Annotated in this window: 27 protein-coding genes; 15 read left to right on the top strand and 12 right to left on the bottom strand. The window is 63.0% G+C overall.

The window, feature by feature from the left end; all coding sequences use genetic code 11:
- On the top strand, window positions 1-492 hold the full coding sequence (locus PQR08_RS26225; RefSeq protein ID WP_250487622.1) for a flavodoxin family protein: 492 nt from the start codon (window positions 1-3) through the stop codon (window positions 490-492).
- A gap of 51 nt (window positions 493-543) precedes the next feature.
- Here the strand turns inward: PQR08_RS26225 and PQR08_RS26220 are convergent, their stop codons facing one another.
- On the bottom strand, window positions 544-966 hold the full coding sequence (locus tag PQR08_RS26220; protein ID WP_035508115.1) for an ACT domain-containing protein: 423 nt from the start codon (window positions 964-966) through the stop codon (window positions 544-546).
- A 281-nt stretch (window positions 967-1,247) separates the two neighbouring features.
- Between PQR08_RS26220 and PQR08_RS26215 the strand changes: the two genes are divergently transcribed.
- Entirely contained in the window at window positions 1,248-1,709 is a 462-nt protein-coding gene (locus PQR08_RS26215; protein ID WP_250487623.1) for a hypothetical protein, read from the top strand.
- On the opposite strand, the gene PQR08_RS26210 is transcribed toward PQR08_RS26215, so the two are convergent.
- Both PQR08_RS26210 and PQR08_RS26205 read right to left on the bottom strand, forming a co-directional pair.
- Window positions 1,691-2,158 carry a YybH family protein gene (locus tag PQR08_RS26210; protein WP_250487624.1) on the bottom strand — a complete coding sequence of 156 codons (468 nt, stop codon included), beginning with the start codon at window positions 2,156-2,158 and terminating at the stop codon, window positions 1,691-1,693. The genes PQR08_RS26215 and PQR08_RS26210 overlap by 19 nt on opposite strands.
- A gap of 103 nt (window positions 2,159-2,261) precedes the next feature.
- The gene (locus PQR08_RS26205) at window positions 2,262-2,885 is read right to left on the bottom strand and encodes a glutathione S-transferase family protein (RefSeq protein WP_408162834.1); all 624 of its coding nucleotides are present in this window, start codon (window positions 2,883-2,885) and stop codon (window positions 2,262-2,264) included.
- 292 nt (window positions 2,886-3,177) lie between these two features.
- On the opposite strand from PQR08_RS26205, the gene PQR08_RS26200 reads away from it, so the two are divergent.
- Entirely contained in the window at window positions 3,178-4,002 is an 825-nt protein-coding gene (locus PQR08_RS26200) for a GGDEF domain-containing protein (RefSeq protein ID WP_250487626.1), read from the top strand.
- Window positions 4,003-4,027: 25 nt separating this feature from the next.
- On the opposite strand, the gene PQR08_RS26195 is transcribed toward PQR08_RS26200, so the two are convergent.
- The 3 genes from PQR08_RS26195 to PQR08_RS26185 form a co-directional block, all read right to left on the bottom strand.
- The gene (locus PQR08_RS26195; RefSeq protein ID WP_408162832.1) at window positions 4,028-4,942 is read right to left on the bottom strand and encodes a DUF2950 domain-containing protein; all 915 of its coding nucleotides are present in this window, start codon (window positions 4,940-4,942) and stop codon (window positions 4,028-4,030) included.
- Between the two features lie 11 nt (window positions 4,943-4,953).
- Window positions 4,954-6,537, bottom strand: coding sequence for a DUF3300 domain-containing protein (locus tag PQR08_RS26190; protein WP_408162830.1), 1,584 nt, complete (start codon window positions 6,535-6,537; stop codon window positions 4,954-4,956).
- A 114-nt stretch (window positions 6,538-6,651) separates the two neighbouring features.
- On the bottom strand, window positions 6,652-6,948 hold the full coding sequence (locus tag PQR08_RS26185) for a hypothetical protein (protein ID WP_238287907.1): 297 nt from the start codon (window positions 6,946-6,948) through the stop codon (window positions 6,652-6,654).
- Here PQR08_RS26185 and PQR08_RS26180 point away from each other — a divergent pair.
- The 3 genes from PQR08_RS26180 to PQR08_RS26170 all read left to right on the top strand — a co-directional run bounded on the left by PQR08_RS26180 (window position 6,860) and on the right by PQR08_RS26170 (window position 9,190).
- On the top strand, window positions 6,860-7,504 hold the full coding sequence (locus PQR08_RS26180; protein WP_250487729.1) for a CBS domain-containing protein: 645 nt from the start codon (window positions 6,860-6,862) through the stop codon (window positions 7,502-7,504). The two genes, PQR08_RS26185 and PQR08_RS26180, sit on opposite strands and share 89 nt — an antisense overlap.
- A gap of 244 nt (window positions 7,505-7,748) precedes the next feature.
- Complete coding sequence (locus tag PQR08_RS26175) at window positions 7,749-8,744, top strand: LysR family transcriptional regulator (protein WP_250487628.1); 996 nt, start codon at window positions 7,749-7,751, stop codon at window positions 8,742-8,744.
- A 62-nt stretch (window positions 8,745-8,806) separates the two neighbouring features.
- A complete protein-coding gene (locus tag PQR08_RS26170; RefSeq protein ID WP_238212999.1) occupies window positions 8,807-9,190 on the top strand; it encodes an RT0821/Lpp0805 family surface protein in 384 nt (127 codons plus the stop codon).
- Window positions 9,191-9,201: 11 nt separating this feature from the next.
- Here PQR08_RS26170 and PQR08_RS26165 read toward each other — a convergent pair whose 3' ends face one another.
- From PQR08_RS26165 to PQR08_RS26155, 3 genes are read right to left on the bottom strand one after another with little or no spacing between them, the layout of a single operon-like run.
- Entirely contained in the window at window positions 9,202-10,953 is a 1,752-nt protein-coding gene (locus PQR08_RS26165) for a SulP family inorganic anion transporter (protein ID WP_250487629.1), read from the bottom strand.
- Between the two features lie 20 nt (window positions 10,954-10,973).
- Window positions 10,974-12,314, bottom strand: a complete 1,341-nt coding sequence (locus tag PQR08_RS26160; protein WP_250487630.1) for an ArsB/NhaD family transporter — start codon at window positions 12,312-12,314, stop codon at window positions 10,974-10,976.
- A gap of 18 nt (window positions 12,315-12,332) precedes the next feature.
- Entirely contained in the window at window positions 12,333-13,394 is a 1,062-nt protein-coding gene (locus PQR08_RS26155; protein ID WP_238287248.1) for an amino acid ABC transporter substrate-binding protein, read from the bottom strand.
- Between the two features lie 442 nt (window positions 13,395-13,836).
- On the opposite strand from PQR08_RS26155, the gene PQR08_RS26150 reads away from it, so the two are divergent.
- The 5 genes from PQR08_RS26150 to PQR08_RS26130 all read left to right on the top strand — a co-directional run bounded on the left by PQR08_RS26150 (window position 13,837) and on the right by PQR08_RS26130 (window position 19,934).
- Window positions 13,837-15,009, top strand: a complete 1,173-nt coding sequence (locus PQR08_RS26150; RefSeq protein WP_238287258.1) for a monovalent cation:proton antiporter-2 (CPA2) family protein — start codon at window positions 13,837-13,839, stop codon at window positions 15,007-15,009.
- Between the two features lie 117 nt (window positions 15,010-15,126).
- Window positions 15,127-16,227, top strand: coding sequence for an AI-2E family transporter (locus tag PQR08_RS26145; RefSeq protein ID WP_187603216.1), 1,101 nt, complete (start codon window positions 15,127-15,129; stop codon window positions 16,225-16,227).
- Window positions 16,228-16,240: 13 nt separating this feature from the next.
- The gene (locus PQR08_RS26140; protein WP_284509264.1) at window positions 16,241-17,785 is read left to right on the top strand and encodes an efflux transporter outer membrane subunit; all 1,545 of its coding nucleotides are present in this window, start codon (window positions 16,241-16,243) and stop codon (window positions 17,783-17,785) included.
- Window positions 17,782-18,915 (top strand): HlyD family secretion protein, encoded by a 1,134-nt coding sequence (locus tag PQR08_RS26135; RefSeq protein WP_250487631.1) that lies wholly within the window; start codon window positions 17,782-17,784, stop codon window positions 18,913-18,915. The genes PQR08_RS26140 and PQR08_RS26135 overlap by 4 nt, the downstream gene beginning before the upstream one ends.
- Before the next feature lie 8 nt (window positions 18,916-18,923).
- On the top strand, window positions 18,924-19,934 hold the full coding sequence (locus PQR08_RS26130; protein ID WP_250487632.1) for a DUF2955 domain-containing protein: 1,011 nt from the start codon (window positions 18,924-18,926) through the stop codon (window positions 19,932-19,934).
- Between the two features lie 43 nt (window positions 19,935-19,977).
- On the opposite strand, the gene PQR08_RS26125 is transcribed toward PQR08_RS26130, so the two are convergent.
- Window positions 19,978-20,235 (bottom strand): hypothetical protein, encoded by a 258-nt coding sequence (locus PQR08_RS26125; protein ID WP_187603220.1) that lies wholly within the window; start codon window positions 20,233-20,235, stop codon window positions 19,978-19,980.
- A 191-nt stretch (window positions 20,236-20,426) separates the two neighbouring features.
- Between PQR08_RS26125 and PQR08_RS26120 the strand changes: the two genes are divergently transcribed.
- From PQR08_RS26120 to PQR08_RS26105, 4 genes are all read left to right on the top strand, one after another.
- Window positions 20,427-21,230, top strand: a complete 804-nt coding sequence (locus PQR08_RS26120) for a MipA/OmpV family protein (RefSeq protein WP_187603221.1) — start codon at window positions 20,427-20,429, stop codon at window positions 21,228-21,230.
- Between the two features lie 265 nt (window positions 21,231-21,495).
- Window positions 21,496-21,726 (top strand): hypothetical protein, encoded by a 231-nt coding sequence (locus tag PQR08_RS26115; protein ID WP_408162840.1) that lies wholly within the window; start codon window positions 21,496-21,498, stop codon window positions 21,724-21,726.
- A 243-nt stretch (window positions 21,727-21,969) separates the two neighbouring features.
- A complete protein-coding gene (locus tag PQR08_RS26110; protein ID WP_250487633.1) occupies window positions 21,970-23,067 on the top strand; it encodes a DUF3300 domain-containing protein in 1,098 nt (365 codons plus the stop codon).
- Window positions 23,068-23,077: 10 nt separating this feature from the next.
- The gene (locus PQR08_RS26105) at window positions 23,078-23,992 is read left to right on the top strand and encodes a DUF2950 domain-containing protein (protein ID WP_250487634.1); all 915 of its coding nucleotides are present in this window, start codon (window positions 23,078-23,080) and stop codon (window positions 23,990-23,992) included.
- A gap of 70 nt (window positions 23,993-24,062) precedes the next feature.
- Here the strand turns inward: PQR08_RS26105 and PQR08_RS26100 are convergent, their stop codons facing one another.
- Window positions 24,063-25,004, bottom strand: a complete 942-nt coding sequence (locus PQR08_RS26100; RefSeq protein WP_250487635.1) for an alpha/beta hydrolase fold domain-containing protein — start codon at window positions 25,002-25,004, stop codon at window positions 24,063-24,065.
- Between the two features lie 171 nt (window positions 25,005-25,175).
- The gene (locus PQR08_RS26095) at window positions 25,176-26,534 is read right to left on the bottom strand and encodes an epoxide hydrolase family protein (protein WP_250487636.1); all 1,359 of its coding nucleotides are present in this window, start codon (window positions 26,532-26,534) and stop codon (window positions 25,176-25,178) included.
- Window positions 26,535-26,867 lie beyond the last annotated feature (333 nt).

The raw sequence follows: 26,867 nt of genomic DNA, 5'->3' as shown, positions 1-26,867 counted from the left end.
ATGAAGACATTGTTGATCGTCTATCACACGATGACCGGCGGCACGCAACAAATGGCCGAGGCGGCCGCTGCCGCCGCGCGAGAACAATCGGATGTCTCGGTCAATTTGAAGCAGGCCGTCGAAACAGGCCCGGAAGACGTTCTTTCGGCCGATGCTTACCTGTTCGCAACGCCGGAAAATCTCGCGACGATGTCGGGTCTGATGAAGGACTTCTTCGATCGCTGCTACTACCCGGCGCTCGATCGCCTGAACGGCCGACCCTACGCGGCGATGATCTGCGCGGGTAGCGATGGACAAGGCGCGCTGCGCCAGATCGAACGTATCGCTCTGGGATGGCGTCTCAACGCGGTGGCGCCCGGAATCATCGTCTGTACGCATGCACAGACGCCAGAGCGCATTCTGGCGCGCAAGGTCATCGGTAGCGCCGATCTTGCGCGCTGCGCGGAGCTTGGCGCGGGATTGGCGGCCGGTCTTTCGCTCGGCGTGTTCTAGCGTCGCATCGACTTTGAAGGCGCGACAACCCGGCGGTTCGATATGAGCGGTTCACGCCCTCTGCAAGATGTCCATTGCCGTTTCGGTATCCTCCAAGGAATCGACCGCGATATAGGCGATGAACTGTGAGCCAAGCACCGCGGCGGACACTCCGCGAAGGTTGACGCCACCATCGGCAAGCATTTGAGTGACTCGCGCGACGATCCCCAGTTGATCCATACCCATCACACGGACGGAGTGAAGGCTCGGAGTCACGCTGAATCCCGCCTGCGTAGCGGCACGGATCTCGCTTTCTCCCTGCAATGGTGCGACGAATACGACGCCCTTGCCCGATGCTTCAGGCGTGCGCCGCGCGACGACGAATTGCAGATCGACGCCAGCATCGCGCAATGCATTCAACACCTGTGCAAGCCCGCCCGGTTTGTCATCGATGGTGGCGGCCCAGACATCGACACGTTCGACATGCAGTTCCATGGCAATTTCTCCCGACAATCGCATTGCAAATCAAAATCTAGTTCATCGATCGCGTGCGAACAAGAAGGCGAGTTAAGCGACGCGCGAGGACTGCGGTTACGCGTCGGGAGCCTGCGGCCTCGGTTGTGCGGTGTTGTCATCCGTGGAATAAGCAAAAACTTATAGGTCGGCGATAAATACTAAATAGTGTAAATATTTTTGGGACCTTATATTTTTTGTCGACGTCAAACGAGCCGGCCCACGGCGACGTGCACGCATTCAACGATTCTGAGAGGCAAGCAATGGCAATCGACGCGATCGTAGCGAATATGGACCCCGTGTGGACCAGCACTGTCGAAGACACGAAGCCGGCAGTGAGATACGAGCAGAGCGCCGCGCTCAAGCGCTTCCTGCAAAGCGTGCGTGACGACGGCTATCCGCTGCTGCTCATGAGCGAACTCAATGCGGAAACGCTGAACGACGCCATCAGCGAAACTCTCGGTGACGACGGCATTACATACTTCTCATCGATCCTGTCATCGAGCGCATGCATGTCGCGCTATGAGGTGGCGCTTCACACGCTCGCGACGCCTGCGCATCGCGTGGTCGCGGTGGGTGTCGATGAACGTGAAATGGAAGAGGCGCGTAGCTCGGGCATCACGCAATGTGTGCCGTTGAGCGATGCATTGCGCCGCGGCGACGCGCGGTTCGGTCCGTCCGATCGCAACGAATCGGTGGAAAGCGCTCAGTCTTTCTCCGGGTAAGCAATGTAACGGATGATCTTCCAGCTACCGTCAGGCTGGCGGCCGAATACATCGAGGCCCGTCTCATCGTTGGACTCCTGCTTGCCGTCCTTGGTAACAATCGATCTCCATGTCAGGCGCACGATCGCGAGGTCGCCGGAGACGATGATCTCCCTGATCGTGAGGTCGTAACGAAGCGATTGCGCAGGGTCGGCCAGCGCGTGGTGCAGACGGGCACATAGCATCGGATAGGTCCGCTCGGGCGCGCCATAGAAATCGTAACGAAGATCGGGCGCGAAGAGGTCGCAGATATGCGCGGCACGTCGAGCGTTGAAATCTTCGCGCCACTGTGTCAGAGCGGAGCGGATGGTGCTCGCGGGATCATCGTTGACTGTCGCTGCGTTCAGCGCGCAAGAGAGTGCGGTGAAGATAACGCCGACCGTGGCGATGCGGAGTACCCGTCGAGTCATTTCGGCTCCTCTTTTATGCGTGCGCGGGATCGTTAGGATTCCGCAGGTAATCGCAGGACACGGCACTACTGTCGATGCACAAACACGAAGTCCAGTTCGCTGGTCAAGGCACGCCGTTTCGGCAGTATTGAGCGAAGCCGGGCCGGTCGAAAAGACGTTCCAGATACGCGGATACGGCGGGCAACGCCGGATGGTCGAACGGCGTTTCAAGCCAGCGATTCACGGAAAGCGCAATCGGAATATCGGCGAGGGAGAATCGCTTTCCCGCTACGAACGCTTCAGTTGCGGATAACTGTCCGTTCAGTATCTCCATGTTTCTGTTCCATGCAGCGATCGATTGGGCGGTCTCTTCCGCCGCGCGGTGTGTCGGCGACTGCCGAACCAGCGCAAGAAACGCGTAGCTCCATGAGCGGTTCAAGTCTGTTGCTTGCCAATCCATCCACTGGTCGACACGGGCACGCATCTTCGGCTCCGCTGGATACAGGTGCAGACCATCGTAGCGTGACGCAAGGTATCGGATGATGGAGTTTGACTCCCACAGAATGAAGTCATCGTCCTTCAGCACGGGCACCTGGCCGTTCGGATTCAACGCAAGAAAATCGGGCGTCAGCGTGGACCTGAATCCGCTGCCCCAATCCTCTCTCTCGAAAGGCAGGTGCAACTCGGTGCAGGTCCATAGCACCTTGCGCACGTTGATCGACGAAGCCTTACCCAGGATTTTGAGCATGGAGAGTCCTGAAAGCGGAGGATTCGCGTCACTGTAGACCGCGTTTCGATGCGAACGCAATGCACAGTTTTGCGCGATACCGCCGCCGCTTCAGTCCGATCCGTGGGCGACCTGATGTAGTTCTCTAGTAAGGCCTGTTTTACCCATTCTTGCGGCGACTTGTCGCGGATTCGGGCCAGTGGACCAATTATTATTTGCTTGATTAGTCAACCATTGCCCGGGCCGAAAATCTCCGGAACAGGGTGACGGTCCCGGTACCCATCAGGGCCCGGCACTTGAAGAGATTCGAGTCATGGTAACGCGTCATCCCCGCAGCTCGCCGGCGAGAAGTTATACGGGCGTCAGCACGCAATTCGTTTTGAGCCGGACTGCGCAGATTCTCGGCGTGCACCCGATGATTATCGGTGTCCTCGGCACCGGCCTTGCCGTTGGTTTGATGACCTTGATGCTCGATGCGGTACAGATGAGTCTCGGGGATGCAACGGTACTCGCGCTCGCAGTGACGCTGGGGGTCGTTGCTGTTTCCGCTTCCTGGCTCCTTGCATTCATGCTTCGAGAGCAGGTCAGCAAGGAGACCAAGCTCAGGCGCTTATCATCGACCGACCCGCTTACCGGGCTTGCCAATCGCCGCAGCCTCGAATTGCATCTTGCTCAGGAGTGGGACAAGGCGCGGGAACGTGGCTCGCCTCTTTCCGTCCTTTTCATCGACATCGACCACTTCAAGCGATTCAATGACACGCTCGGACATGCTGCCGGCGACGAGGTACTCATCGCGGTTGCGCACTGTGTTCAGCGGGTGGCTCGTCGGTCCGTCGACTTTGTCAGCCGGTATGGCGGTGAAGAATTCGTGGTGGTCTTGCCCAAGGTGACGGCCGAAGCAGCAACGGCGATGGCCGATGCGATCAGGACGGAAGTGCAGAGCATGAAGCTTCCGCTCCTCACGGGCAAGGATCAATGCATCACGGTATCCATCGGTGCTGCGACCTGCGATCCGGATGAGGACTTCGCGCCGACCCGCCTGGTCGAAGCGGCCGACGCACAGATGTACGCCGCCAAAATGGCTGGCCGCAATCGCGTATGCGCTGTCGCATTGAGTAAAGCGGCTGTTACTACTTGAGCGTTGCTGCAGGCAAGGCAGGGCTTCAGGGCGACTCCTTTTCCCAGCCCGGTCCGGGATCGAACGACTTCATCGCCTGCGCCATTTTCGCACCGTCCGGGCCAAGATCGCGCTCATAGACCTGTCCGTCGTGACTGACCATAAAGCTCTTGATGCCCGTCTCCCCATAATGGGCGGGCCACGCGATCACGGCAAAGCCGCCGAACAGACGGCCGTTGACCATGTAGTCGTATGCGCCACCCGGTGCGTGAGACCCCTGGGCGCGTAGCAGCTTGTAGTGATAGCCGTAGTAGCCACCCTCCGATCTCGCACGGGCGCCGGCCGTCATGAAGGCCGGACCGAGCGGGCTCGGTTCTTCATCGGCGCTGGTCGGCCAATACAGCCCGTCATGCTTGCCGTCGCTGCTGGCGAACTTGTCGGCGTAGACATAGACCTTGTTGCCGTCGTGATACTTCGATGCGTAGTCACGTTGGGCATCGTAGATGGCGAGCATCGTCTGGATCACGGCAAGCTCGTTGCGTCCGATCTGCCGAAGGCGCATCTCGTCGGCGCCTGCGCGCATGTCGAATTCCCAGCCTTGCTGTGTTTTCACGAGCGGGATGGGCAGCGTCCAGCCATCGTTGCCGACGACGATCCGGGCGTGGTCGCTGTCGGTCGTCTTGATCGCGTGGGAAGCCTGCCACGCGGTCAGGAACTTGCTGCGGAGATCCGCGCCGACCGAAGGAATCACGTCGCGAAAGTCGGCGCCCAGCAAAGCCTTGAGTTCGCCTTCGTCGTTGTCGGCGATCGCGGTTCCGAAGGCGTTCATCGCTGCATCGGGTGTCTGGAAGAACTTCTGCGCGCTTATCGCCGGAACCGGGATGACGGCGAGCGTAAGCGCGACGATCATCGTGGTTCCTGCCACGGCGAGGAGCGCGCGAATCTCCGATAGTCTTTTCATGATCGCTCTCCTCATCGCCGTCCGCCGCCACGCCCACCGCCGCCACCGCCACCACCACCGCCATGACGCGCGCCGCCACCGCCACCACGATTGAAGTTCGACGACTGGACGCTCGACTGTCCACGGTTGAAATCGCGTTGCGCCGCACCACCCCCGCCTCCGACGCCCTGAAATGCGGTGTCGCGCGCGCCGCCGGCGTATGCCCCTCGATTGCCTGCCTGCGCGCTCGCTGCGCCGCCACGGGCGGGCGATTGAGCGCGATCCGGCATTTGAGCCGCCCGATTGGCGGTCTGAGGACGATTGCCCGCCGCCGCCTGACGATTAGGCGTATTCGCTCGATTGCCCGCCGCCGCCTCACGATTGGGCGTGTTCGCGCGATTGCTCGCGCCCGCGGTATTCGCGCCGGCGCGGTTGGCGACATTCGCGTTATTCGCGCGGCCCGTCCGGTTAGCGGCTCCCTGGTTGCGTGCCGCCGACCGATCCGCCGTGCTCACGCGCTCGGGCGTAGCGCCGGTGCGTCCACGATAGTCGCGTCGCGCATCGGCGCCTTGCACGCCGCGTGAGTACTTGTCGCGCGTCGCGTTATCGCGATAGGCAACGCCCTGGCGGTGCCCTGCGTCATGCTGCCACTTGCCGCCGCCTTGGACCTTGGTGCGATCGAAGTTGCGGTCGATGTTCGTCGCCTTGTTGATGTTGACGTTGACGTCGTTGTTGTTCCAATTGCAATTGCTGAAGATCGCGCCCGCCGCGGCGATGCCCAGGCCCCACGCAAATCCACTCGCGAGGGCGGCTCCGGGATAATAGGCCGGTGGCGGCGGCCAGTACGTCGGCGGGTAGGCCGGGGCGGGCCAGGCGCCATACACGACGGTCGGGTTGTAGGAGGGCACATAGATGACCTGCGGGTCGGCAGGTTCGATGCGCACGATATTTTGCGCGGGAGGTGCCTGACCCGGCTGGCCGGTCTGGCTCGTGGCGGAACGTGGTTCGACACTCACTTTCTGCTGCGGCGTCGACTTCAGATGTCCGGAATCCTGCGCGCGAATCCTCAGGCGCTGCACGGCGGCGAGCACGTCGTTTGGCTGAGCGAGAAAGGCATCCCCGAGTCGCTGGGTCCAGTCCAGCTTGTCGTTCATCGGTACGAGCACCTGCGGAAACGCCACCAGCGATTTGACGCTGACGTCCCATGTCTGATTCTGTACGGCCTTTACCGCGGCGTCGCCCTTCACGTCCGGATGCGCTTTGACCCACCGGCCAGCGTGCACGATTTCCAGCGGATACGTCGAGGCCATCAGCACCTGCGACAACAGCGAATCGGGATAGAGCGCGATGGGCGCGACCAGCGCCTCCAGTTCCTCGGGCGGATATTGTTGAGCCGAAGGCTGGGACGTCGAGGCGGGCAGCGGAGGCAAGGCCGCAGCGGAAGCCGGAGCGACCTCGGAGGCCGGCGCCGCGACGGAGGCAGGGGCTGCTGCCGAAGCTGGAGCGGGCGCCGATGCGGACTGACTCTGGGCCGGCTGATCCTGTTGTTTCGAAGGGCAGCCTGTCAGCAAGACGAGGAGGCTTGCGCTAAGGAGCCGTCCACTCCATGTCGTCATGACCACCCCCGTTCGGTCCGTTGTCGGCAATACGGTCGCTCAGTGAAGAATGGTCTGGCTCGTTGTGTCGGGTGAGCGGCCACACTATCAGCATAGGTCGGGTGGTCGTGTCTGTCAGGTTATCGCCGACACATCGTCTCGTTGAGACACCCACGCGTCCAGTTCCTTGAATTCACTCTGGCGTTCGCATACTGTGACCAAAGAAGCCGTCTGCTCTCCTGTGACGGGAGTGACGTAGCGCATCGCGATGACTTCCATGAAGGAGATGAACGTGCGAGCTTCCGACATCATGACGACTTCGATCATTACGGCGAGCCCGGACATGTCGATACGGCACGCTGCGGGAATGATGGTGTTCGCCGGCATCAGCGGGATGCCTGTGGTCGACGCGTCCGGCAGGCTGCTTGGCATGGTTACGGAAGGCGATCTGATGCGTCGCGCGGAGATCGGGACGGGCGTCAAACAGCCCTCGTGGTGGCTCGAGCTTGCCGCGTCCACGACTGAACTCGCGAGCCAGTATGTGAAGGAACACGCGAGGAAGGTCGAAGATGTGATGACGACCGACGTCTCGACGGTGACCGAAACATGTCCCGTCGCCGATATCGCCGAGTTGCTCGAGCGTCGGCGTATCAAGCGCGTGCCGGTCATGCGCGACGGTAAGGTCGTGGGCGTGGTAAGCCGGGCCAATCTGATTCGCGCGCTCGTGACCATGGCGCCCGAGGTGTCCACGGCGGCGGAGAGCGGCGATAACGCCATTCGCGAAGACGTACTCGCGGCCATGAAGGATCATCTCTGGGCACTCGCGCGGGAAAACGTCACCGTCGAAAACGGAACCGTGCATCTCTGGGGGCCGGTCGTTCGTTCTGAAGAAGGCAACGCGATTCGCGTCGCAGCCGAGAACGTGCCGGGCGTGAGAGACGTCAAGACGCACTTCGGGCTTCCGCCGTCCGATTCGTCGTCGCGCTAGCAAAGACGAACTTCTTTATTAGCGTCGATCGCGCGAAACTGTCCACGACAGGTGCGCGAGTGTCAGTCGCGTTGTCGCGGTCGGCGCTTGACGAGCCGCACAAAAAACCAGTGACAAACGATGAACAATCAACTATCTACTTTGAGAGATTGAAATAGTTGGCGTGGTCCGATATTGCTTTCGCGGTGCGCAGCAAACTATGTAATACGCAGGCAAGACAATTCCGCGCATTGAGGGCGATCAAATGAACGAGATTCATGCGATGCGTGTCTTTGTGCGCGTAGCGGATACGGAAAGTTTCCACAGTACCGCTCGACAACTACGGGTCTCCAACGCGTTGATCAGTCGCGCGATCGCCTCGCTCGAGGCGCGGCTGAAAACCCGGTTGATCAATCGCACCACCCGCAGGGTATCACTGACCGAAGCTGGCGCGCGCTACCTCGAAGGATGTCGCACATTTCTGGAGGAGCTGGATCATCTCGGGTCTACCATCGCGCGTACGGAAGACGAACTCAGCGGCGCGTTGCGCGTCGTCGCTTCGACCGTGGTTTCACAGTTCACCTTGACTCAACTCGTTGATGGGTTCCGCAAGCGCTATCCGAGCGTAACGGTACGGCTGACGCTTGCCGAGCGGCATGTCCATTTCGTCGAAAATGGATTTGATGTTGGCATTGTCACGGGGCTGGCGGATGACACCGCGGTCGTCAAGCGGACGGTCGGCGTCAATGCGTTTGTCCCTGTGGCCACGCCTGCTTTTCTGCGCGAGCATGGCCTGCCTGCCGCGCCGGGAGATCTGCTCAGCCTGTCGTCGGTCGGGTTGGAAGACGAGATACGCAGTCAGACCTGGAATTTCCGTGACCGTCACGGCATCGTGGATGAAGTGAGGCTCGCACCGGCGTACTCGGTCGATAACTGGTTTCTGGCTCGTCTCGCGACGCTCCACAGCATCGGGTTCTCGATCCTGCCGAGAGGCGTGGTGCAGACGGATCTGGACGACGGCATACTTGTTCGCCTGTTGCCGGACTATTCGATCGACGAGCCCGACAAGCATGTCTTCATTGCCTATCCGGCGCGTCAGCATTTGCCTCGCAAGACGTGCGCGTTCATCGAATATGCCTTGGATTATCTGAGCCGGGAACTGGCAGTCTCGAATCGGCGAACTGAAGACAGCGACACGTTGGCTCTGCAGCAACCGCGATCGCTTCCTGATGCGGTTAGCGTCGCAGCGAATGCGATATGACGGATAACGAAATAAATGAATAGTTGTTTTAGATCGACCTAATGCTATGAACGGAGGCGGACATGAAGGCGAACCCACGTGGTTTCACAGGTCGCGTTCTTGCCGGACTGTTGTTGTCATGCACATGCGCCCATGCTGCGAACCTGAACTTCCTCAAGGACACGCCGATCAGCTATATGAAACCCGCCGACCGCAAGGCGCTCAATCGCGCCGCTCAGGAAGCGCTCGACACGAAGAAGGACGGCCAGTCGATCAAATGGAACAACAATGGCACGGGTAACACGGTGCATATCGAAGGCACGGTCACGCCGCGCGACACCGTGAAGCGCGACGGCGGGACGTGCCGCAAAGTCACGCTCGTCGCGGTCGCGAAGGGACAGACGCAGACCTGGACGCCGACCGCGTGCAAGAAAGGGGGGGCGGAGTGGCGCATCGAGAAGCAATGACGCGCCGACCCTCAGATCGAAGATGTCCGCTCCGCGCGCGCGGCGTCACGATACGCATCGACCGCGCTGCCGATGGTCGGATGAAAGCACGCGTCGGGAAAAATCGACGTCAACTCGAAGCGTCTGAGCTTGTCGCGGACGGGGTCTTTCATCTCGGCGAAATGCAGCTCGATGCCGCGCTCTCTCAACGCGCGATGCAGCTCGCGCAGCATGTCGGCGGACGTCACATCGACGCTCGTCACCGGCTCGGCAGTGACGAGGACGCGCTTCACCGGCGTCGGTGCGTCATTCACCGCTTCGATCACACGCTGCTGAAACAGCTCCGCGTTCGCGAAGAAGAGCGGCGCATCCCATCGAAAGAGCAGCAGTCCCGGGATCTGTTCCGCATTCGGGTAGCGCTTCAGGTCGTGATAGCCGCGCAATCCTTCCACCCGGCCGAGCACCGCGAAGTGCGGGCGCCAGCCGTCCCACAGGAACTCGATGACCGCGATCACCACGGCGATGCAGATGCCGGGTATCGCGCCGAACACGGCAACGCCGACGAAGCAGCAGACGGAAAGCCAGAACTCCCACTGCTGGATGCGATAGATGCGCTTCAGGTCGCTGAATTCGAAGAGACCGATCGCCGCCGCGATCACGACGGCCGCGAGCGCGCTATTGGGCAGATGCCGCAGAAGATTCGGCGCGGCGAGCAGGACGGCCGCGACGGCGAGCGCGCCGACGATGCCCGTCACCTGCGTGCGCGCGCCCGCCGCTTCGGCGACCGGCGTGCGCGACGAACTGCTGCTAATCGGAAAGCCCTGGAAAAGCCCGGTCGCGAGATTGGCGACGCCCAGCCCGATCATTTCCTGATTCGGATCGACGCGCATGTTGGCGCGTGCCGCGAAGGTGCGCGACAGCACGCTCGTGTCCGCGAACGCGATCAGCGCCACGGCGCAACCGCCGAGCACGATCCGGACGATATCCGCGCCGCTCGCCCACGGCAGCGACAACGCGGGCAATCCCTGAGGAATCGTCCCGAGCACCTTCACACCTTCGCGGTCGAGATGAAACACCATGACGCACAGGGTCGCGAGCACGACGGCGATCAGAATGCCCGGCACCTTGTCGAAGCGCTTCAGCAGCAGGATGAGCGCGAGACTGCCTGCGCCCACGGCAAAGCTGGTCCAGTTGGATTGCCCGGCCGCGATGGCTTTGACAAGTTCAAACAGATCGCGCAGCGGTCCGCGGTCCTCGATGGAAATGGCGAAAAGCTTGGGCAACTGGCTGATCAGCACTGTCAGCGCGATGCCGTTCATGTAGCCGTAGCGGATCGGCTTGGACAGCAACTCCGTGACGAAGCCGAGCTTGAGCAGGCCGAAGACGATGCAGACGACGCCCGACACGATCGCCATCATGCCCGCGACGGCGATGGCGCGCGAAGGATCGCCCGACGCGCCGATCACGACGACCGCAAGGACGGGCGCGGCGAGCGCCGAGTCGGGGCCGAGCACGAGAATCCGGCTCGGACCGAAGATCGCGTAGGCGAGCAGCGGCACGATCGTCGCGTACAGACCGCAGACGCCGGGCACGCCCGACGCCTCCGCGTACGCGATGCCGACCGGCACGAGCATCGTCGTCAGCACGAGGCCGGCGATGATGTCGTTCTTCAGCCATCCGGCGCGATAGCTCCCGAACATCGCGACAATCGGCAGATGGCGCATCCAGCGCTGCACCGTGCCGGTGACGACCTGTCGCGACCGGGGCGTGTGATCAGTCTGCATGGATCGGCATCGTCGAACGTTCAATGAAGAAAGCGCGCAAGCACGACGACGTATGCCGCCGTGATCGCGAGCTGACACAGCGTCACCGGAAGGCCATAGCGCAGGAACCGGCCGAAGCTGATCGGCGCGCCTTCTTGCGTGCAGATTCCCGCAGCCACGACATTCGCCGCCGAACCGACGAGCGTCGCGTTACCCCCGAGCGTCGCGCCGTACATCATCGCGATGAAGACGGGAATGACCGGCGCGGGCCACTGCGTGAACTGGTCCGACAAGGCCGATTCAGGGACGAATTCCGCCGTGACGAGATACCCCTTGACCATCAGGATGGACGCGGCCGCGACCGGCACGTTCGCGAGCAGCGAAGAAAGCAGTCCGATCCCGCAGATCATCGCGAGCGCGACGAGCGTGAGGCGTGTGCCGAACACCTCGTAAAGCTTGAGCGACATGACCTGCAGCAGGCCCGTCTTCGCCATGCCCTGCACGAGACAGAAGATGCAGGCCAAAAAGAGCAGCGTCTTCCAGTCGACATCGCGCAGCACGCGATCGGTGGGCTCGACCTTGAACGCATACGCGACGAGCAGCGCGAGCGCGCTGGCGATCACCGCGACCACGGGCGGCACGATGCGCGTGGGCAACTCCTCGCCGAGCACGAAAAGCACCATCATGAGCGCGAGCACGAGGACCGCCAGCGCGGCGTAGAGCGGCCGCTTCAGTTTGGCGCGAGGAGTGCGAGGCGGCAGGGGCTTGACGCTGCGCCAGATGCCGCGCATCAGAACGGGCAGGAGCGGAATCACCACGCCGATCGCGAGCAGGCCGCCGAGGCTCGCACGCTTCAGATACTCGCCGAAGCTCATGCCGATCGAACTGCCGACGAGAAAGGTCGCCGGGTCGCCGACGAGCGTCAGCAGGCCGGCGGCATTGCTGAGGAGGGCGGTGAGGATCATCGGCGGCACGATGTCGATGTCGAGCGCGCGGGCGACGCGAATGATGATCGGAGCGAGCAGGATCACCGTCGTCGCATTGGGAAGCAGCGCGCACAGCGGGGCGACGATCACGATCAGCAGGAGCAGAAAGCGCTTGCCGCTGCCCGCCGTGGCCCTGAGATAGTAATCGCCGACGAGATCGAAGAGGCCGGTGGTCGCCAGTATGCGCGCGACCACCATGCCGCCGAACAGCAGGCTGAGCGGCCCCGCCGCGGTTCGCGCGGTCGCGAGCAGATCCTGTTCGTCGATGATGCCGAGCGCGATCAGCACGCTCGTGCCGACGAGCGCGGCGACGGCCATGTCGATCACATCGAAGGCGATCACGAGGATCACCACCGAGAACACGCCGACGACGAGATAGATTTGCCAGTCGCTCATGATGGGCCCGCGCAGGCGTCATTGCATCGGCGGCGCGTACATCAGGCCGCCGCGTGTGTAGAGCTCGTTCAGGCCGCGATCGAGCTTGATCGGGCTTCCGGTGCCGAGATTGCGGTTGAACATCTCTCCGTAGTTGCCGGCGCTCTTGAGCGCGCGAAGCGTCCAGCCAGGGCCGATGCCGAGCGTCGCGGTCACGCTCGGGTCCGGAACGAGCGCGCGAGCCACGAGCGGATCTCTCACGCGCTCGGCCTGATTCTGACGGGTCACGCCGAGTTCTTCCGCGGCGATCAGCGTGAAGAGCACCCAGCGCACGATGACGAGCCATGCGTCATCGCCGCCGCGCACGGCTGGCGCGTGCGGCTGCTTCGAGATTCGTTCCGACAGGATCGCGAGCGCCGATGCACCGCCGGGCGTGCGGCTGCGCAGTGTGGCGAGCAGGGATAGATCGGCCGTCACGGCGCGGCATCGTCCGGAGGTGAAAGCCTGCTCGAGTTCCGCCGCCGAGCCGAGCACCACCGGCTTCAGATCGAGCGCATTCGCATTCGAGTAGCCGACGAGATTGTCTTCGCTGGTCGTCTCACGTTGAACGCAGACGGTCACGCCCTTGAGGGATGCGAGCGTGCGAATGCCGCTCGCCGTCGAAACCATGAAGGCTTGCGCGTCATAGAGCAGCACGCCCGCGAATTGAATCCCGAGCGTGCCTTCACGCAAAAGCGTCCAGGTCGTGTTGCGCGCGAGCAGATCGATGCGGCCCGTTCTGAGCGCCGGGAAGCGGGCGGACGCCCGGAGCGGGACGAAGGCGACCTTGTTCGCATCGCCGAGCGTCGCGGCGGCCACCGCGCGGCAGAAATCCACGTCGATGCCGGACCATTGTCCGGACGCATCCCGCTGGGAAAAGCCGGCGATGCCGTCGCTGACGCCGCATCGCAGGACACCTCGCGCTTCGACCTGCGCGAGCGTTACCGATCCCGCCGCGAAGGCGGGGACCGGCGCTGCCGGCAGCGCGAGCAGCGCGGCGCCTACGATCGCGATGAGATTCGCCGCAGAATTGCGCATCGTCTTCTCGATATGAAGACTCATGTTCACGTCGTCTTGTCACGCGGTTCGCCGTCCGGCGGGACACATGCCAGATTAGGTTGTAGACGAAAACTGGTCCAGTTCAAGCGTTCGTTTCTTCGAAGTCGCGCACGTTGGCAGCAACGAAGCAGGACGAGATCACGATCCAGTGAAGCATGTGCCTACGGGCTCCACAGTATCGACGCACGCCCGGCGCGGAATCTGTCTGCTCGCGACAAACCTTGAACCCTTTACGTATATCACTATGCTGTAAGAAGGCCGAAGCCCGATCCGCGCGTGAGCGGTCCCGGGCTTCCTGCGTTGTCCGCGCGCGATGACCCGAACGCCTCGCCGCGTCGAACAACCGCTTTCGTCAAGCGCGCCAGCCGCCGGTACAACGATGCAGATGCGTCGACGCAAGTTTTCGTGTCTGCGTTGGTCGCAAGCCGGTTCAGGAGAACAACGCATGACAAAGCTGCTGATCGACGTGGTCATCTTTCTTGCGTCGGCGCTGATCACCGTGCCGCTCGCCGTTCGCTTCGGCTTCGGCGCGGTGCTCGGCTACCTGCTTGCGGGCGTCTTGATCGGCCCGTGGGTACTGAGGCTCGTGACCGATGTCGATGCGATCCTTCACTTCTCCGAGCTGGGCATCGTGCTGATGATGTTCGTGATCGGACTCGAAATGAAGATCGACGCGTTGTGGGCGATGCGCCGCACCATCTTCGGCTACGGGACCATGCAGATGACCGTTTGCGCCGCCGCGCTGCTGGGCGTTTTCATGATGCTGGGGCTGCCCTGGCGCATTGCATTGACGGGCGGCCTCGCGCTGTCGCTTTCGTCGACGGCGATGGTCATGTCCGAGCTGCAGGAGCGCAAGCTCATGGACATGCCGACGGGCCGCGCCGGTTTCGGCATTCTGCTGTTCCAGGACATGGCGGCCATTCCGCTGATCGCGCTCCTGCCGCTGCTCGGGCCGACGGTGCCCATGCCCGCCGCCGAACCGGGCTGGCTCCTCGCGCTGAAGGCGCTCGCCATGCTGGGCGCCATCGCGCTCGTCGGGCGCTACCTGCTCAACGCCGTGCTGCGGCTCATCACCAGCACGGGCGTCCCGGAGATATTCACCGCATTCGCGCTGCTGTGGATCGTCGGCATCGCGCTTCTCATGCAGAGCGTGCATCTGTCGATGTCGCTGGGCGCGTTCGTCGCGGGCGTGCTGCTCGCCGATTCCGACTTTCGTCACGAAATCGAAGTCGATATGGCGCCGTTCAAGGGCTTGCTGCTCGGTCTGTTTTTCATCGCGGTAGGCATGTCGATGGATTTCAGCGTGCTCACGCGTGAGCCGGTGCGGGTAGCGGTGCTCGTCGTCGCGGTGGTCAGCGTGAAAGCGGTCGCGCAGTGGTTCCTTGCGCGCCGCTTCGAAGTGCCGGCATCGCACCGGAGCTTCTTCGCCATTCTGCTGTCGCAAGGCGGCGAGTTCGCGTTCGTCGTGATGGCCGCGTCACTGGCGGCGGGTGTCATCGATCAGCGTCAGGCATCGCTCGTCACGCTGGTCGTCGCGCTCTCGATGGTCTCCACGCCCTTGTTGCTGCTCGTACACCGCAGGCTGTCCGAAGCGACTACGCGGGCTCGGGCAGGGTAAGCGTGTTTCCTCGATCACCGCATTCATAGCGTGATCGCCGGCTTCATGCGCCGATTTGTTCTGGAAGTCATGCTGCCCGTCCCGTATTCGAACGGGTCAACGCGAGGAGGCACGAAAATGCTATCGCCGATTTCTGAGCGCACGCTCTCCAGGGAACTGCTCGATGTCCTGATTCGCGCCGGTCTCGTCGCCGTTCTGGCGGTCTTCTGTTTTCGGGTATTCGTGCCGTTCCTCGACCTGATGGTCTGGGCGCTGATTCTCGCGGTCACGCTGTACCCGCTTCAGGTCCGGCTTCGCGGCGCGTTTGGAGGCAAGGACGGTCTGATCGCCACGTTGATCATCTTCGTCGCGTTCGCCGTCATCCTCGTGCCGACGTACCTGCTCGGCGTGGCGGTTGCCACGTCCATCGAGCGCGCGATGGGCGTCGTCAGGAGCGGCACCTTCCAGATTCCGCCGCCAGCGGAATCGGTGGCCGCGTGGCCTCTGGTCGGTCAGCGGGTATACGACTTCTGGGCGCAGGCATCGACGGATGTCTCGGGTCTTGCGCAGAAGTTTGCGCCGCAGATCAAGGAAGCCGGTCTTGCCGTGCTCGGCACGATCACCGGACTGGGCGCCGGGCTGATCGTGTTCTTTCTCGCGCTGATCGTCGCGGGTATCTTCATGGCGCATGGCGAGAAGGGCTATGGCAGCGCCGTGCAGATCGCCTCGCGCATCTCCGGGCCCGAGAACGGCCAGCAGATCGCGGATCTTTGCACGGCCACGATTCGCGCGGTGGCGCAAGGCGTGGTCGGGATCGCGTTCATCCAGATGCTGTTGATCGGCATCGGCTTCGTCATCATGGGCATTCCCGGCGCGGGGCTGCTCGCGCTGGCCGTGCTGCTGATCGGCATCATGCAGTTGCCGGCGACGTTGATCACGATTCCCGTCATCATCTTCGTGATCGTGACGAATGGCGTGAGCACGGCGACGATCGTCTTCTCGGTCTATACCTTCATCGCCGGTCTCGCCGATAACGTGCTCAAGCCGATGCTGCTGGGTCGCGGCGTCGCGGTGCCGATGCCCGTGGTGCTGATCGGCGCGCTCGGCGGCATGGTGACGGGCGGCGTGATCGGCCTGTTCATCGGTCCCGTGATGCTCGCGGTCGCCTACAAGCTGTTCTGGCGGTGGGTGAAACAACAACCGTCCCTGGAACCCCCGCAACAACAGGAGCGGCTCTGAGGGGTCGCCTTCGATGCACGCCTCCCGGATCAGACGGCCGCGGCTGACGGACTGCGTCATCGTGGGCCTTGCGTCGTTGCTGAGCGGCTGCATGCGCGTGGGGCCGGACTTTCATCCGCAACACGAGCCCTGGAGCGAACACTGGAGCAGCACGTCGCTCGAACAGGTCACGCAGCAGGCGCCGCAGCCCGATGTCCGGCAATGGTGGCGAATGTTCGGCGACGAGAATCTCGAACGCCTGATGGAACAAGCCGATGCCGGGAACGGCGACCTGCAGATCGCCGGATTGCGCGTGATCGAGGCGCGCGCACAACTGGGCATCGCGCTCGCGGGACGCTATCCGCAAGTGCAGCAGGCCAGCGCCGAGGCGCTTGCGTCGGCGCAAAAGCGTTCGGACGGTTTCGATCCGCGCTCGGGCGTGTATCTGCAGTATGGCGCGGGCTTCGTCGTCGGATGGGAGCTCGACTTCTGGGGGCGTTTCGCACGCGCGATCGAGTCGGCCGACGCCGCGTTCTTCGCCGCGCAGGCGAACCGCGACGCCGCGCTGGTTCTTCTGCACGCTCAGGTCGCCGAAACCTATTTCACGCTGCGCACCGGCGAGGCGCGCCTGCGCATTGCCCGCGAGAACGCTCAGTTGCAGAAACGCAGCTACGACATCGCGCAAAAACTCTTCAAGGCCGGCGAGACGGATGAACTGGATTTCCAGCAAGCGAATACGCAGTATCTGGGTACGTTGAGCAGCATCCCTGAACTCGAAAGCCAGATCGTGCTCGCGAAACACGCGCTGTCTTTGCTGATGGGCCGGCCGCCCGGCCCGTTGCCGGAACTCGGCGTGTCGTCCGGTAAGGGAGGCGTGATTCCGCTGGTGGATCGCGCCGTCCTGCAGGACGTACCCGCCGATCTGCTGCTGCGCCGCCCCGACGTGCGCGCCGCCGAATATCAGATGGCAGCGCAGTCGGCGCTCATCGGCGTGGCGGAAGCGGATCTCTATCCTTCGGTCTCCCTGCTTGGCACGCTCGGCTTCAGCGCGAGCTCGCTGAAGGGCTCGCCGAGCACGCTTGCCGTGGCGATCGGTCCCAGCGTGGTCTGGAACGTCTTCGATCACGGCAGAATCACGAACAATGTGCGCGTTCAGGACGCGCGGCTGCAACAGCTGACGGTCGCTTATCAGAACACGGTCCGCGAAGCGGCGCGCGAGGCCGATGACGCCGCCACCTCGCTGATCGCCGCGTCGCGCCGCGATGCCATCCTCAACGAGGCGCAAGGGGCCGCGCGGCGCTCGCTGACGCTCGCCAGCACGATCTATCGGGAAGGGTATTCGGACTTCCAGCGCGTGCTCGATGCGCAGCGCGCGCTGTTCGCCCAGCAGGACGCGTATGTCGTCAACCGGCGCAACGCGGTCGGCAGCCTGATCGCGCTCTACAAGGCGCTGGGCGGCGGCTGGACCACGCGCCAGCCGCTCGTCGATGCCGCGACACGCCAGCAGATGCAGCAACGCACCGACTGGGGCGATCTGCTGAACGAGGTGAGCGTGCCATCCGAAGGAGCGGCCCGATGAGCGAAACGGGCGGGTCTTCGGAAACCGCATCGGCGCGCACGCCGCCGCCTGCTCCGGCTGGCGATCCATCGGGCAGGGCGCTGAAGTGTGTGATCACGCTGATCGTCGTGAGCCTGATCTGGTATCTGCTGGCCGACCGCATCACGCCCTATACGCAGCAGGCGCGCGTGCAGGCCAATGTGGTGCCCGTCGCCGCGGAAGTATCGGGCCGGGTGACGCGCGTGCTGGTGCGTGACAATCAGGAGGTCAACGCAGGCGACGTGCTTTTCGAAATCGACGGCGAGCAATACCGCATCACCGCCGATCGCGCGCGCGCCGATCTCGAAACCATGCGCAGGCAGATCGGCGCAAGCACGGCCGGCATCGATTCGGCGCGTGCGTCGCTGCGCGCGGCCATCGCGAACGAGGTCAAGGCGCGGCAGGACAGCGAGCGGCTTGAACGGCTGTATCGCGAGGACGAAGGCACGATCTCGCTGCGGCGCCTCGAAGTGGCGCGAGCGACTTACGAGCAAGCTCAGAGTCAGGTCGCCGCGGCGCGCGCGGAAGTCGAGCGTGCACGCGAACAGCAGGGCGGCATCGAGGCGGAGAATGCGCAGTTGCGCAGCGCGGCCGGGGCGCTCCAGAAGGCCGACCTCGATCTCGCCAACACGCGCATCAGGGCGCGAACCGGCGGCGTCATTACCGATCTCGGCACGGAAGTCGGGCAGTTCGCATCCGCAGGCAAGCCGGTGATGACGCTGATCGCGATCCGCGACGTGTGGATCAGCGCGGACATGACCGAAAACAATCTCGGCCGCCTGAGGCCCGGCACGCCTGTGGCCATCGTGCTGGATGCGCTGCCGGGCGAAGTCTTCAATGGGCGGATTCGCAGCATCGGGTTCGGCGTGAGTGTGGGACAGAGCACGCCGCCCGGCAGTCTGCCTTCCGTACAGACAAGCCGCGACTGGCTGCGGCCGGCGCAGCGCTTTCCGGTGATCGTCGAATTCGATAAGGACGAGCGTGCGCGCCTCTACAACATGCGTGTCGGCGGTCAGGCCGAGGTGATGGCGTTTCCGAGTCAGGGCAATCCGCTCAATCCGCTCGGCCGCATGTTCCTGCGCGTGATGAGCTGGCTGGCGTACGTCTACTGAGCACGCCGATGGAAAACACGCTCCAGCTTCCCGGCCGTCGCACGCTGCGCATGGCGACCGGGACGGCGCTGTGCCTCGCGATCAGCTTCGCGTTCGATTTCCCGATTCCCGTGATCGCGCCGGTGTTCGCGGTCTTTCTGCTCGCGACGCAGAACCGGCCGATGTCGTTCAGGGCAGCCGCGATGTTGGCGCTGGTCGTGATGCTGACGACCGGTAGCGGCCTGCTGCTCGTTCCGCTGCTTCGTCATTACGCGCTCGCCGGTGTGTTGCTCGTCGGCCTGTTGCTCTTCGTCGCGTTCCTCTACGGGGTGCGCGGCGGCAACAACCTCGTCGCGACCTTTCTGGTGGCAGGGCTCACGATGATCTCCGCGGCCGGCACCGCCGACTTCCAGGTGGGCGCAACGGTGGTCGGCGCGCTGGTGAAGGGGCTGCTGCTCGCGTTGCTGGTGTCGGCGCTCATGCACGGCCTGTTTCCCGAGAGCGCGAACGCGCGGCCACCGCCTCCCGCGAGGGCCGTGTCCTCCCATCAGGCCGCGCGCATTGCACTGCGCGCCGCGCTCGTGGTCATGCCGGCGTACCTCCTTGCAATGACCGACCCGGCGAGCTATATGCCGATCATCATGAAATCGGTCAGCCTCGGCAGACAGAGTTGCACCACGACCGCGCGCGGCGCGGCGCGGGAGCTCATCGGCTCGACCCTGCTCGGCGGGCTGCTAGCAATTCTGTTCTGGTTTGCGCTGAAACTCTCGGTGCACCTGTGGATGTTCTTCCTGTGGATGCTGCTGTTCGGTTTGATGGTCGGGCGCAGGCTCTACGGCATCAGGATGACGCGCTACCCGCCGGGTGTCTGGCTGAACGGCTTCATCACGATGATCATCCTGCTGGGCCAGTCAGTGCAGGACAGCATCGCGGGCAAGGACGTCTATACGGCGTTCGCGGTGCGCATGGGGCTTTTTCTTGCGGTCAGCCTGTACGCGTGCCTGATGCTGCAGGTTTTCGATCGACCGCACAGCGAGTGATGGCGCATGACTCGCAGGTTCGACTTGACCGCGTCTCGCGTAATCAGTATTTGATGTCTCTTGCGGTTTGACGCCCGTGCTGCTTCGTCTGCCGCTTGTCGTGCCGGCAATGCGCGTTCGATTGCTGGTTGGCGGCGCGGCAGTCCTGCTTGGTGTGCCGGGAGTCCTGGCGCGTATCCTGACGAACGTCGCGACCGGCGCGACGTTGTTGTGCCTGCTCCGTTGCCAAAGACACGTCCGGCCAGGAGCAGACGAGCATCGCAGTGACCAACGCGGTAAGCCTGAGGTTGCGAGCGAACATGATGTGAGTTCCGGAGGACGAGTCGAGACATCTTGGATAAGGTGCGTGCATCAAGATAGCTGCATCCTCGACCATTGTGAATCGGCTTTTGCAACGACGACGCATAGCAGTAAGCAGCACGATGATTCGATTGATCAAGAAATCGAAATACTGCCAGGCAGACGGGCTCATATCGACCGGAGAGCGCACCCGTGAAACGATGCAAAGCGATCACCGGAGCATGCTTCTCGCTTGTCGTGGGCAGCGCCTGCGCAAGCCCGGTCGATTTTTCGAACGCATTGCCCAATTTCTTTGGCGCGGGGATCGGTTCGACCACCGAGTATGCCGGCGGCAAGGATCGCATCGTCGGTGTGCTTCCTGGTATGCGATACGTGACGAGCGGTGGCCACCTGTTCGAGTGGTACGGAACATATACGCAATACAACTTCGGGAGTCTTACCGGATTTCAGTGGGGGCCGGCTCTGGCGCTTCGTCTGGGACGACGGAATGTCGACGACGCGGTCGTGTCGCAGGTTCACGACGTCTCCACCACGGTGGAAGGCGGCGGATACGTCGGCTACGAATACAGTCACGTCGGCGATGTGCCGTTCCGCTTGCGAGGGGAGGTGACCGTTGTCACGAATGCCGGCTCCGTCTACACGGGTGCGCGTACCACGCTGAATACGAGCGCATGGCTTCCACTGCATTCGCGCGTGTTCATCGGCGGGGGACTCGGTGCGACATGGGTGAGCGGCGGCTTCAACGAAACCTACTACGGCGTGACATCCGAGGACTCCCAGAAGAGCGGATTACCGGTCTTCAATCCCGGAGGCGGCCTCAATCAGATTACCGGCTGGGTCGCCGGTATCTTTCAAGTCAGCCCGAAATGGTACGCGGGCGCGATGGTCTACTACCAGCGCCTGATGGGTGATTCGGCAGCCAGCCCCATCGTGACGCAGCGTGGCACGCGCAATCAACTTACATACGGCGTCGGGATCGCTTATGCCTTTCAATGACCTTCACTGAAACCGGGGCCAACGGGCGCGGTTGATCGGCAATTCCATCATCGTCCGGGCCGACATCGATATGATCAGGTTGCTTGAATTCACGAACGAGTTCGCATACTGTGAGCAGAGCAGAGTGCGGTTTATACCGCGTTGTCGTTCCTGGAAAAGTTCGCGCGGAGAGGAACGGCCGGCACACCTCATATCTCCGTGAAGCGTCGATAGCAGTCAAAGAGAGGAGGTAGCCATGAATCGTCTCAAAGGAGCTGTAGTGCTGATGTCGATCGCGTTCGCAACGAATGCGTGGGCACAAACCGATCAGGGCGCGGCTCAGCCCGCGCATAACGACGAAATCGTCAAGATGCGAATGGAAGTCTCCGCAGCCAACAAGAAATATAACCAGAAGGTCGCAGCGGCCAAGAAAGTCTACGACCACAAGAAGGCGGAAGCCGCCAAAGAGCGCGACGCGGCCATCGCGGCAGCACATGGTGGTGCGACTGCGCAATGATCGCTGCGTGAAAGGGCAAGTGCAATCCGATGTTCTTTGGAACTGAGACGGCCCTGTAACGACCCGGGCTCTGGAACACGCGCGGTATAGCCAATCCTGGTGGTGCTGGACATGCGTGAGTGCTTTAGCGTGATGGTCATCGCATCCGCGCTGTGTGCAGGCGGGTGCGCAGTTCCTCAAACGCCACCGGAAAGCGGTGCGCAAACGGTCGCTCCGACACCTGCCGCAAGCGGCACGCAAACCGTGGCTCAGGCGTCGGAGGCAGGACGTGCGCAACCTGTCGCGATGGAGTCGGGTTCGCTGGATGCGCTCGTCGGTCCGATTGCACTCTATCCCGACGATCTCGTCGCGATCATTCTTCCTGCATCGACTTATCCGGTCGAAGTGGTGCAGGCAGACCGGTTTCTCGATCGCAGAAAAACCGAGAAGAACTTGCCGGTCAACGAAGCATGGCAGGATCCGATCAAGGCGCTGCTGAACTACCCCGAAGTGCTCAAGACGATGAGCACCAACCTCGACTGGACCGTGGCGCTCGGCGAAGCCGTGGTGACGGATCAAAGCGCCGTGTTGCAGGCCGTGCAGCGTTTCCGGCGTCAGACTCAGTCGGTGGGCAATCTCAAGACGGACGACAAGCAGACGGTGGTGGTCGAGAAGGAAGTCATCAAGATCGTTCCTTCGAATCCCGAGGTCATCTACGTGCCGCAGTACAACCCGTCGACGGTCGTCATCAGCAGCCCGACGCCGGTGTATACCTACTGGCCAGCGCCTTATCCGGTCTACTACTATCCCTACGCACCGGGCGCGGCATTCGCGACGGGCCTCATCTGGGGCGCCGCGATCACGGCGGCGTGGAACGGCGGGCACTACGTGTCGCACTACGAGGGCGGCAACAACACCATCAACATCAACCGCGAAGGGAATGTCAACCGGGCCGAGGTCAAGAACGAACTGAGCAATCGCGCTGCGAACCGCTCGGCGGACGGAACCTCTGCGTCTCAGCGCTCGACCCAGTGGCGCTCGGAAAAGAAGCCCGGACAGGTATCGGGCGCGAGCACGCGCGCATCGGCGCAACGCGTGGGCGATGCGCCATCTCGCGCCGGCGCGCGAACCCCGACGGCCGCGCAGTCGCCACGCGCACAGAGCGCCGGAAATCTTCAGGGACGGGGCGGCGACGCGTTCAGCGGCTACGGGTCCGCCCAAGGCGCGAGAGCGGACAGCGCGCGCGGCGCGGCGAGCCGGCAGTCGATGTCGGGCGGGCAAGGTGGACGCAATTTTCAGGGTGGCTTTTCGGGCGGCGCACGTGGTGGATTTGGCGGAGGCGGCCGCGGCGGTCGCCGATAGGAGACGCTTCATGAATAGCACGTCTCGTCGATTCGTCGCATGCGCGATCGTCGCGATGCTCATCGTTCCTCTGCGCGTTCTCGCCGCCGGGGATCAGGAGACGTTCAGGACACCGGAAGAAGCCGTCAGCGCACTGGAACAGGCGCTCAAGTCGAACGACGACGCCGCGCTCATCGCCATCTTCGGCAATGCGCACAAGGAACTCGTCGTGACGCCGGACGAAGCCGAGAACCGCGAGTTGCGCTCCAATGCGCTCGCCGAGTTCAATGCGTATCACATGCTGGAGGAAACGTCGCCGGACCGCCGCGTTCTGCGTATCGGCGATGAAGCGTGGCCCATGCCGATTCCGCTCGTCCGCACGCAGGGCGCGTGGCGCTTCGCAACCGAAGAGGGTGAGCAGGAAGTGCTGGACCGGCGCATCGGCGCGAACGAGCGCGAGGCCATCAAGGTGATGCGCGCGTATGTCGATGCGCAACGCGAGTACGCGACGCGCGACCGTGTGGGCGATGGCGTGCTGCAATACGCGCGCAAGCTCGGCAGCACGCCAGGCAAGCGTGACGGGCTGTATTGGCCCGCGGATGAATCGAAGGGTGAAGAGGCGAGTCCGTTCGGGCCGCTGATCGCAGCAAGCGCGAACTATCTCAAGGATCGGAACCCGGGCGACGCGTATCACGGCTATTACTTCCGCATTCTCACGCGACAGGGAAAGCACGCGGCGGGCGGTCCTTTCACGTACATCGTCAACGGGCGCATGCTGGCGGGCTTCGCGATGGCCGCGTATCCCGCGCAATATGGCTCAAGCGGGGTGATGACTTTTGTGGTCAACAACAACGGCATCGTGTATCAGAAGAATCGCGGCGCGACGGCGAAGCCGCTGACCGAGTTCGATCCTGATGCGTCGTGGAGCCGTGTGCAGCAGCCTTGAGGGTGCACGGGTCTTGGCCTGCAATCGGCCACGAGCGCGGCGCAAGATCTCATAACAATGCCCGAGGCGATCATCTTCCCATGTGTTCGTCCAGAAAAGCGGCGGTCTGATCGAGCGCCTCTCGCGCGGCTTCCAGGCGCTCGACGCTCTGCTGAAACACGTGGTCCATGCCCATCCATTCCTGCAGCGTGACTGCGTGGCCGGCAGCACAGGCCTTTTGCGCATAGCGCGAGGCGTCGTCGTAGAGAATTTCCTCCGAGCCCACCTGGACGAGCAGCGGCGGCAGCGCATCGGGAATATCGAACAGGGGAGACGCGCGTGGATCGTCGGATGGAGCCGAGCCGAGATAGCCGCGTGCGGCCTCGCGAAGACTGGTCTCGTCGAGCAGCACATCGCTCGATGCACGTTCGCGGACACTCGGCCCGCTCAAGGTCAGATCGGTCCACGGTGAAAACACGACCGCCGCCGATACCTTCGCGACTCGCGCGAGCGTTGCCAGCGTGAGACCGCCGCCAGCCGAGTCGCCCACGACACCGACCTTGCCATGGATGCCGAGCAGCCGTTCGAGTGCTCCGGAGGCGAGATCGAGCGCACCGGGCAACGCGGTTTCGGGCGCGAGCGGGTATTCGAGGATGAACGTCGTGCGCCGCGCGCGCGACGCGATCTGGCTGACCAAGCCGCGATACGCCGGCGCCGTGCCCATCATGTATGCGCCGCCGTGAAGATAGAGCAGCGCCTGATCGTCCACGCGCTTGTCCGGCACGCAGATCCAGCCCGGAATGGCTGCGTCCGTGGACGGATGGAACGTCACGTCGGGCGATGGCGGCGTCATCGCGAAGAACGCATCGTACGCGACGCGCGGCGCGGTCTTCGCGAGCGTACCGGACCATAGATGCCTGAACGTCGCATGCAGCGCGGGAAGGGCGTTCCGGTCCGATGACGTCAACGGAAAGACTTCGACCGCTTTCGGGTCGGCGTTGTCGCGGGTCATGCGGGATCGCGTCATGGTCATCGTCGTCGTCTCCTTGCTGGATGTATCGCAGCTTAGTCGTCCGGGCGCGCGAAACAAGGCGCTGGCGTCGGACGCTGCGTGCAACGCGTTGGACGATCGGTGCGCCGGGCTTTGTTTCCGGCTCTCCTGCGCGGGCATCCGAGCGGCACGTCGGTCGACGAGCGCGCCTGTCTAAGTGCGCAGCGACCTCAACCCCGCACGGACTTCCCCGGCGAAGAGATCCGGCTGTTCCCACGCCGCGAAGTGGCCGCCCTTGTCGAGCCGGTTGTACCAGATGAGGTTGTGATACGCGCGTTCCGTCCAGCTTCGCGGCGCCTGATAGTTCTCGCGCGGAAATACGCTGACCGCAGCGGGCACCGACACGTCCGCTGCGCCGATGAAGTTGAAATGCGATTCCCAGTAGAAACGCGCGGCCGAGACGCCGGTGTTCGTCAGCCAGTAGAGCGTGATGTCGTCGAGCACGTCGTCGCGCGTCATCGCTCCTGACGATTCGCCGTTGACGGTGCGCCCGAACACCGCCGACGTCAGCGCCGCCGCGGGCTGCACGTAACCGTCGCCGTGATCGAGCAACCAGCCCGCAAGACCGATGGGCGAATCCGCGATACCGTACAGCGTCTGCGGGCGCGTACCCATTTCCAGCGCGTATGCGCGGCGCTTCCTTGCGGCGCTGGCGAGCTGGTCGTACGCGTGCTTCTCTTCATCGTCGAGGCCCGCGGGCGGCGGATCGCCGGCTTGCAGCGCCTTGGCGATATCGGCGGGAACGGTCGCCGGGAAGTTGACATGGATGCCGAGCAATTCAGGCGGCGCCTGCTTGCCCATCACGTTCGCGACGACACCGCCCAGATCTCCGCCTTGCGCCGCGAACTTCTGGTATCCGAGCCGCTTCATGAGCGTCACCCAGGCGCGTGCGGTGCGTTCGGGGCCCCAGCCGGTTTGCGTCGGCTTGCCCGAGAATCCATAGCCGGGCAGGGAGGGAATGACCAGATGAAAGGCATCCGACGCACTCGCGCCGTGTGCCGTGGGATTGGTCAGTGGATCGATGATCTTGAACTGCTCGATCACCGAACCGGGCCATCCATGCGTCACGATGAGCGGCATGGCGTTCTCATGTTTCGAACGAACATGGATGAAGTGAATATCCAGTCCGTCGATCTCGGTCACGAAATTCGGATAACCGTTCAGCTTCGCCTCGACCTTGCGCCAGTCGTAATCCGTGACCCAATGACGCGCAAGCTCTTGCATCATCGCGAGCGGCACGCCTTGCGAATCGTCGGACACGGTTTCGCGTTCGGGCCATCGCGTCGCTCTGATACGTCGACGCAGATCGGAGAGTTGCGCCTCGGGTACGTGCACACGAAGCGGACGAATGGCGTCGTTGTCGCCGTTCGCTGCCTTCGTGACTGAAACAATGGACGGATTCGTTTCTGCAAAAGCCAGCCGGCTCAGCGATACCGCCGCGACACCGGCCGCTGCGGCCTCCACGAAACGGCGGCGTGAGGGAGACGGGGGAACGGTTTTGTTGTCGAACATGAGAACTCCTGATGAAAATTAAGCGATCCACGTACTGCCGGTGACACCCATCGCGCCGGCAGCGCCCGTTACGAGAATCGGCCGATCGTGTCCAGATGCACATACATACATAAATGTGCAGTGTTCGAAGCGTTGATGAGTTTCAGATGATATGCGCCACGCTCGCTGATTGTTTCAGGCTGCTCGTTCTGAAGCGAAGTGCCCGCTGTTCTTATTAAAGCGTGCGAACGTATCCCGCACGTGTCGAAAAGCGACGCGCTGAGTAAGCGCGCGTATCTGCATGAGCCGCAGATACGTTGCGATACACAATCGAATGCGTCGATACAGGTCAAT

The organism is Caballeronia jiangsuensis (genome assembly GCF_046030135.1).
In the GTDB taxonomy this organism is placed as follows: domain Bacteria; phylum Pseudomonadota; class Gammaproteobacteria; order Burkholderiales; family Burkholderiaceae; genus Caballeronia; species Caballeronia jiangsuensis.
The sequence above is the reverse complement of the archived record's forward strand: the minus strand, read 5'-3'. Positions and strand labels throughout refer to the sequence as shown.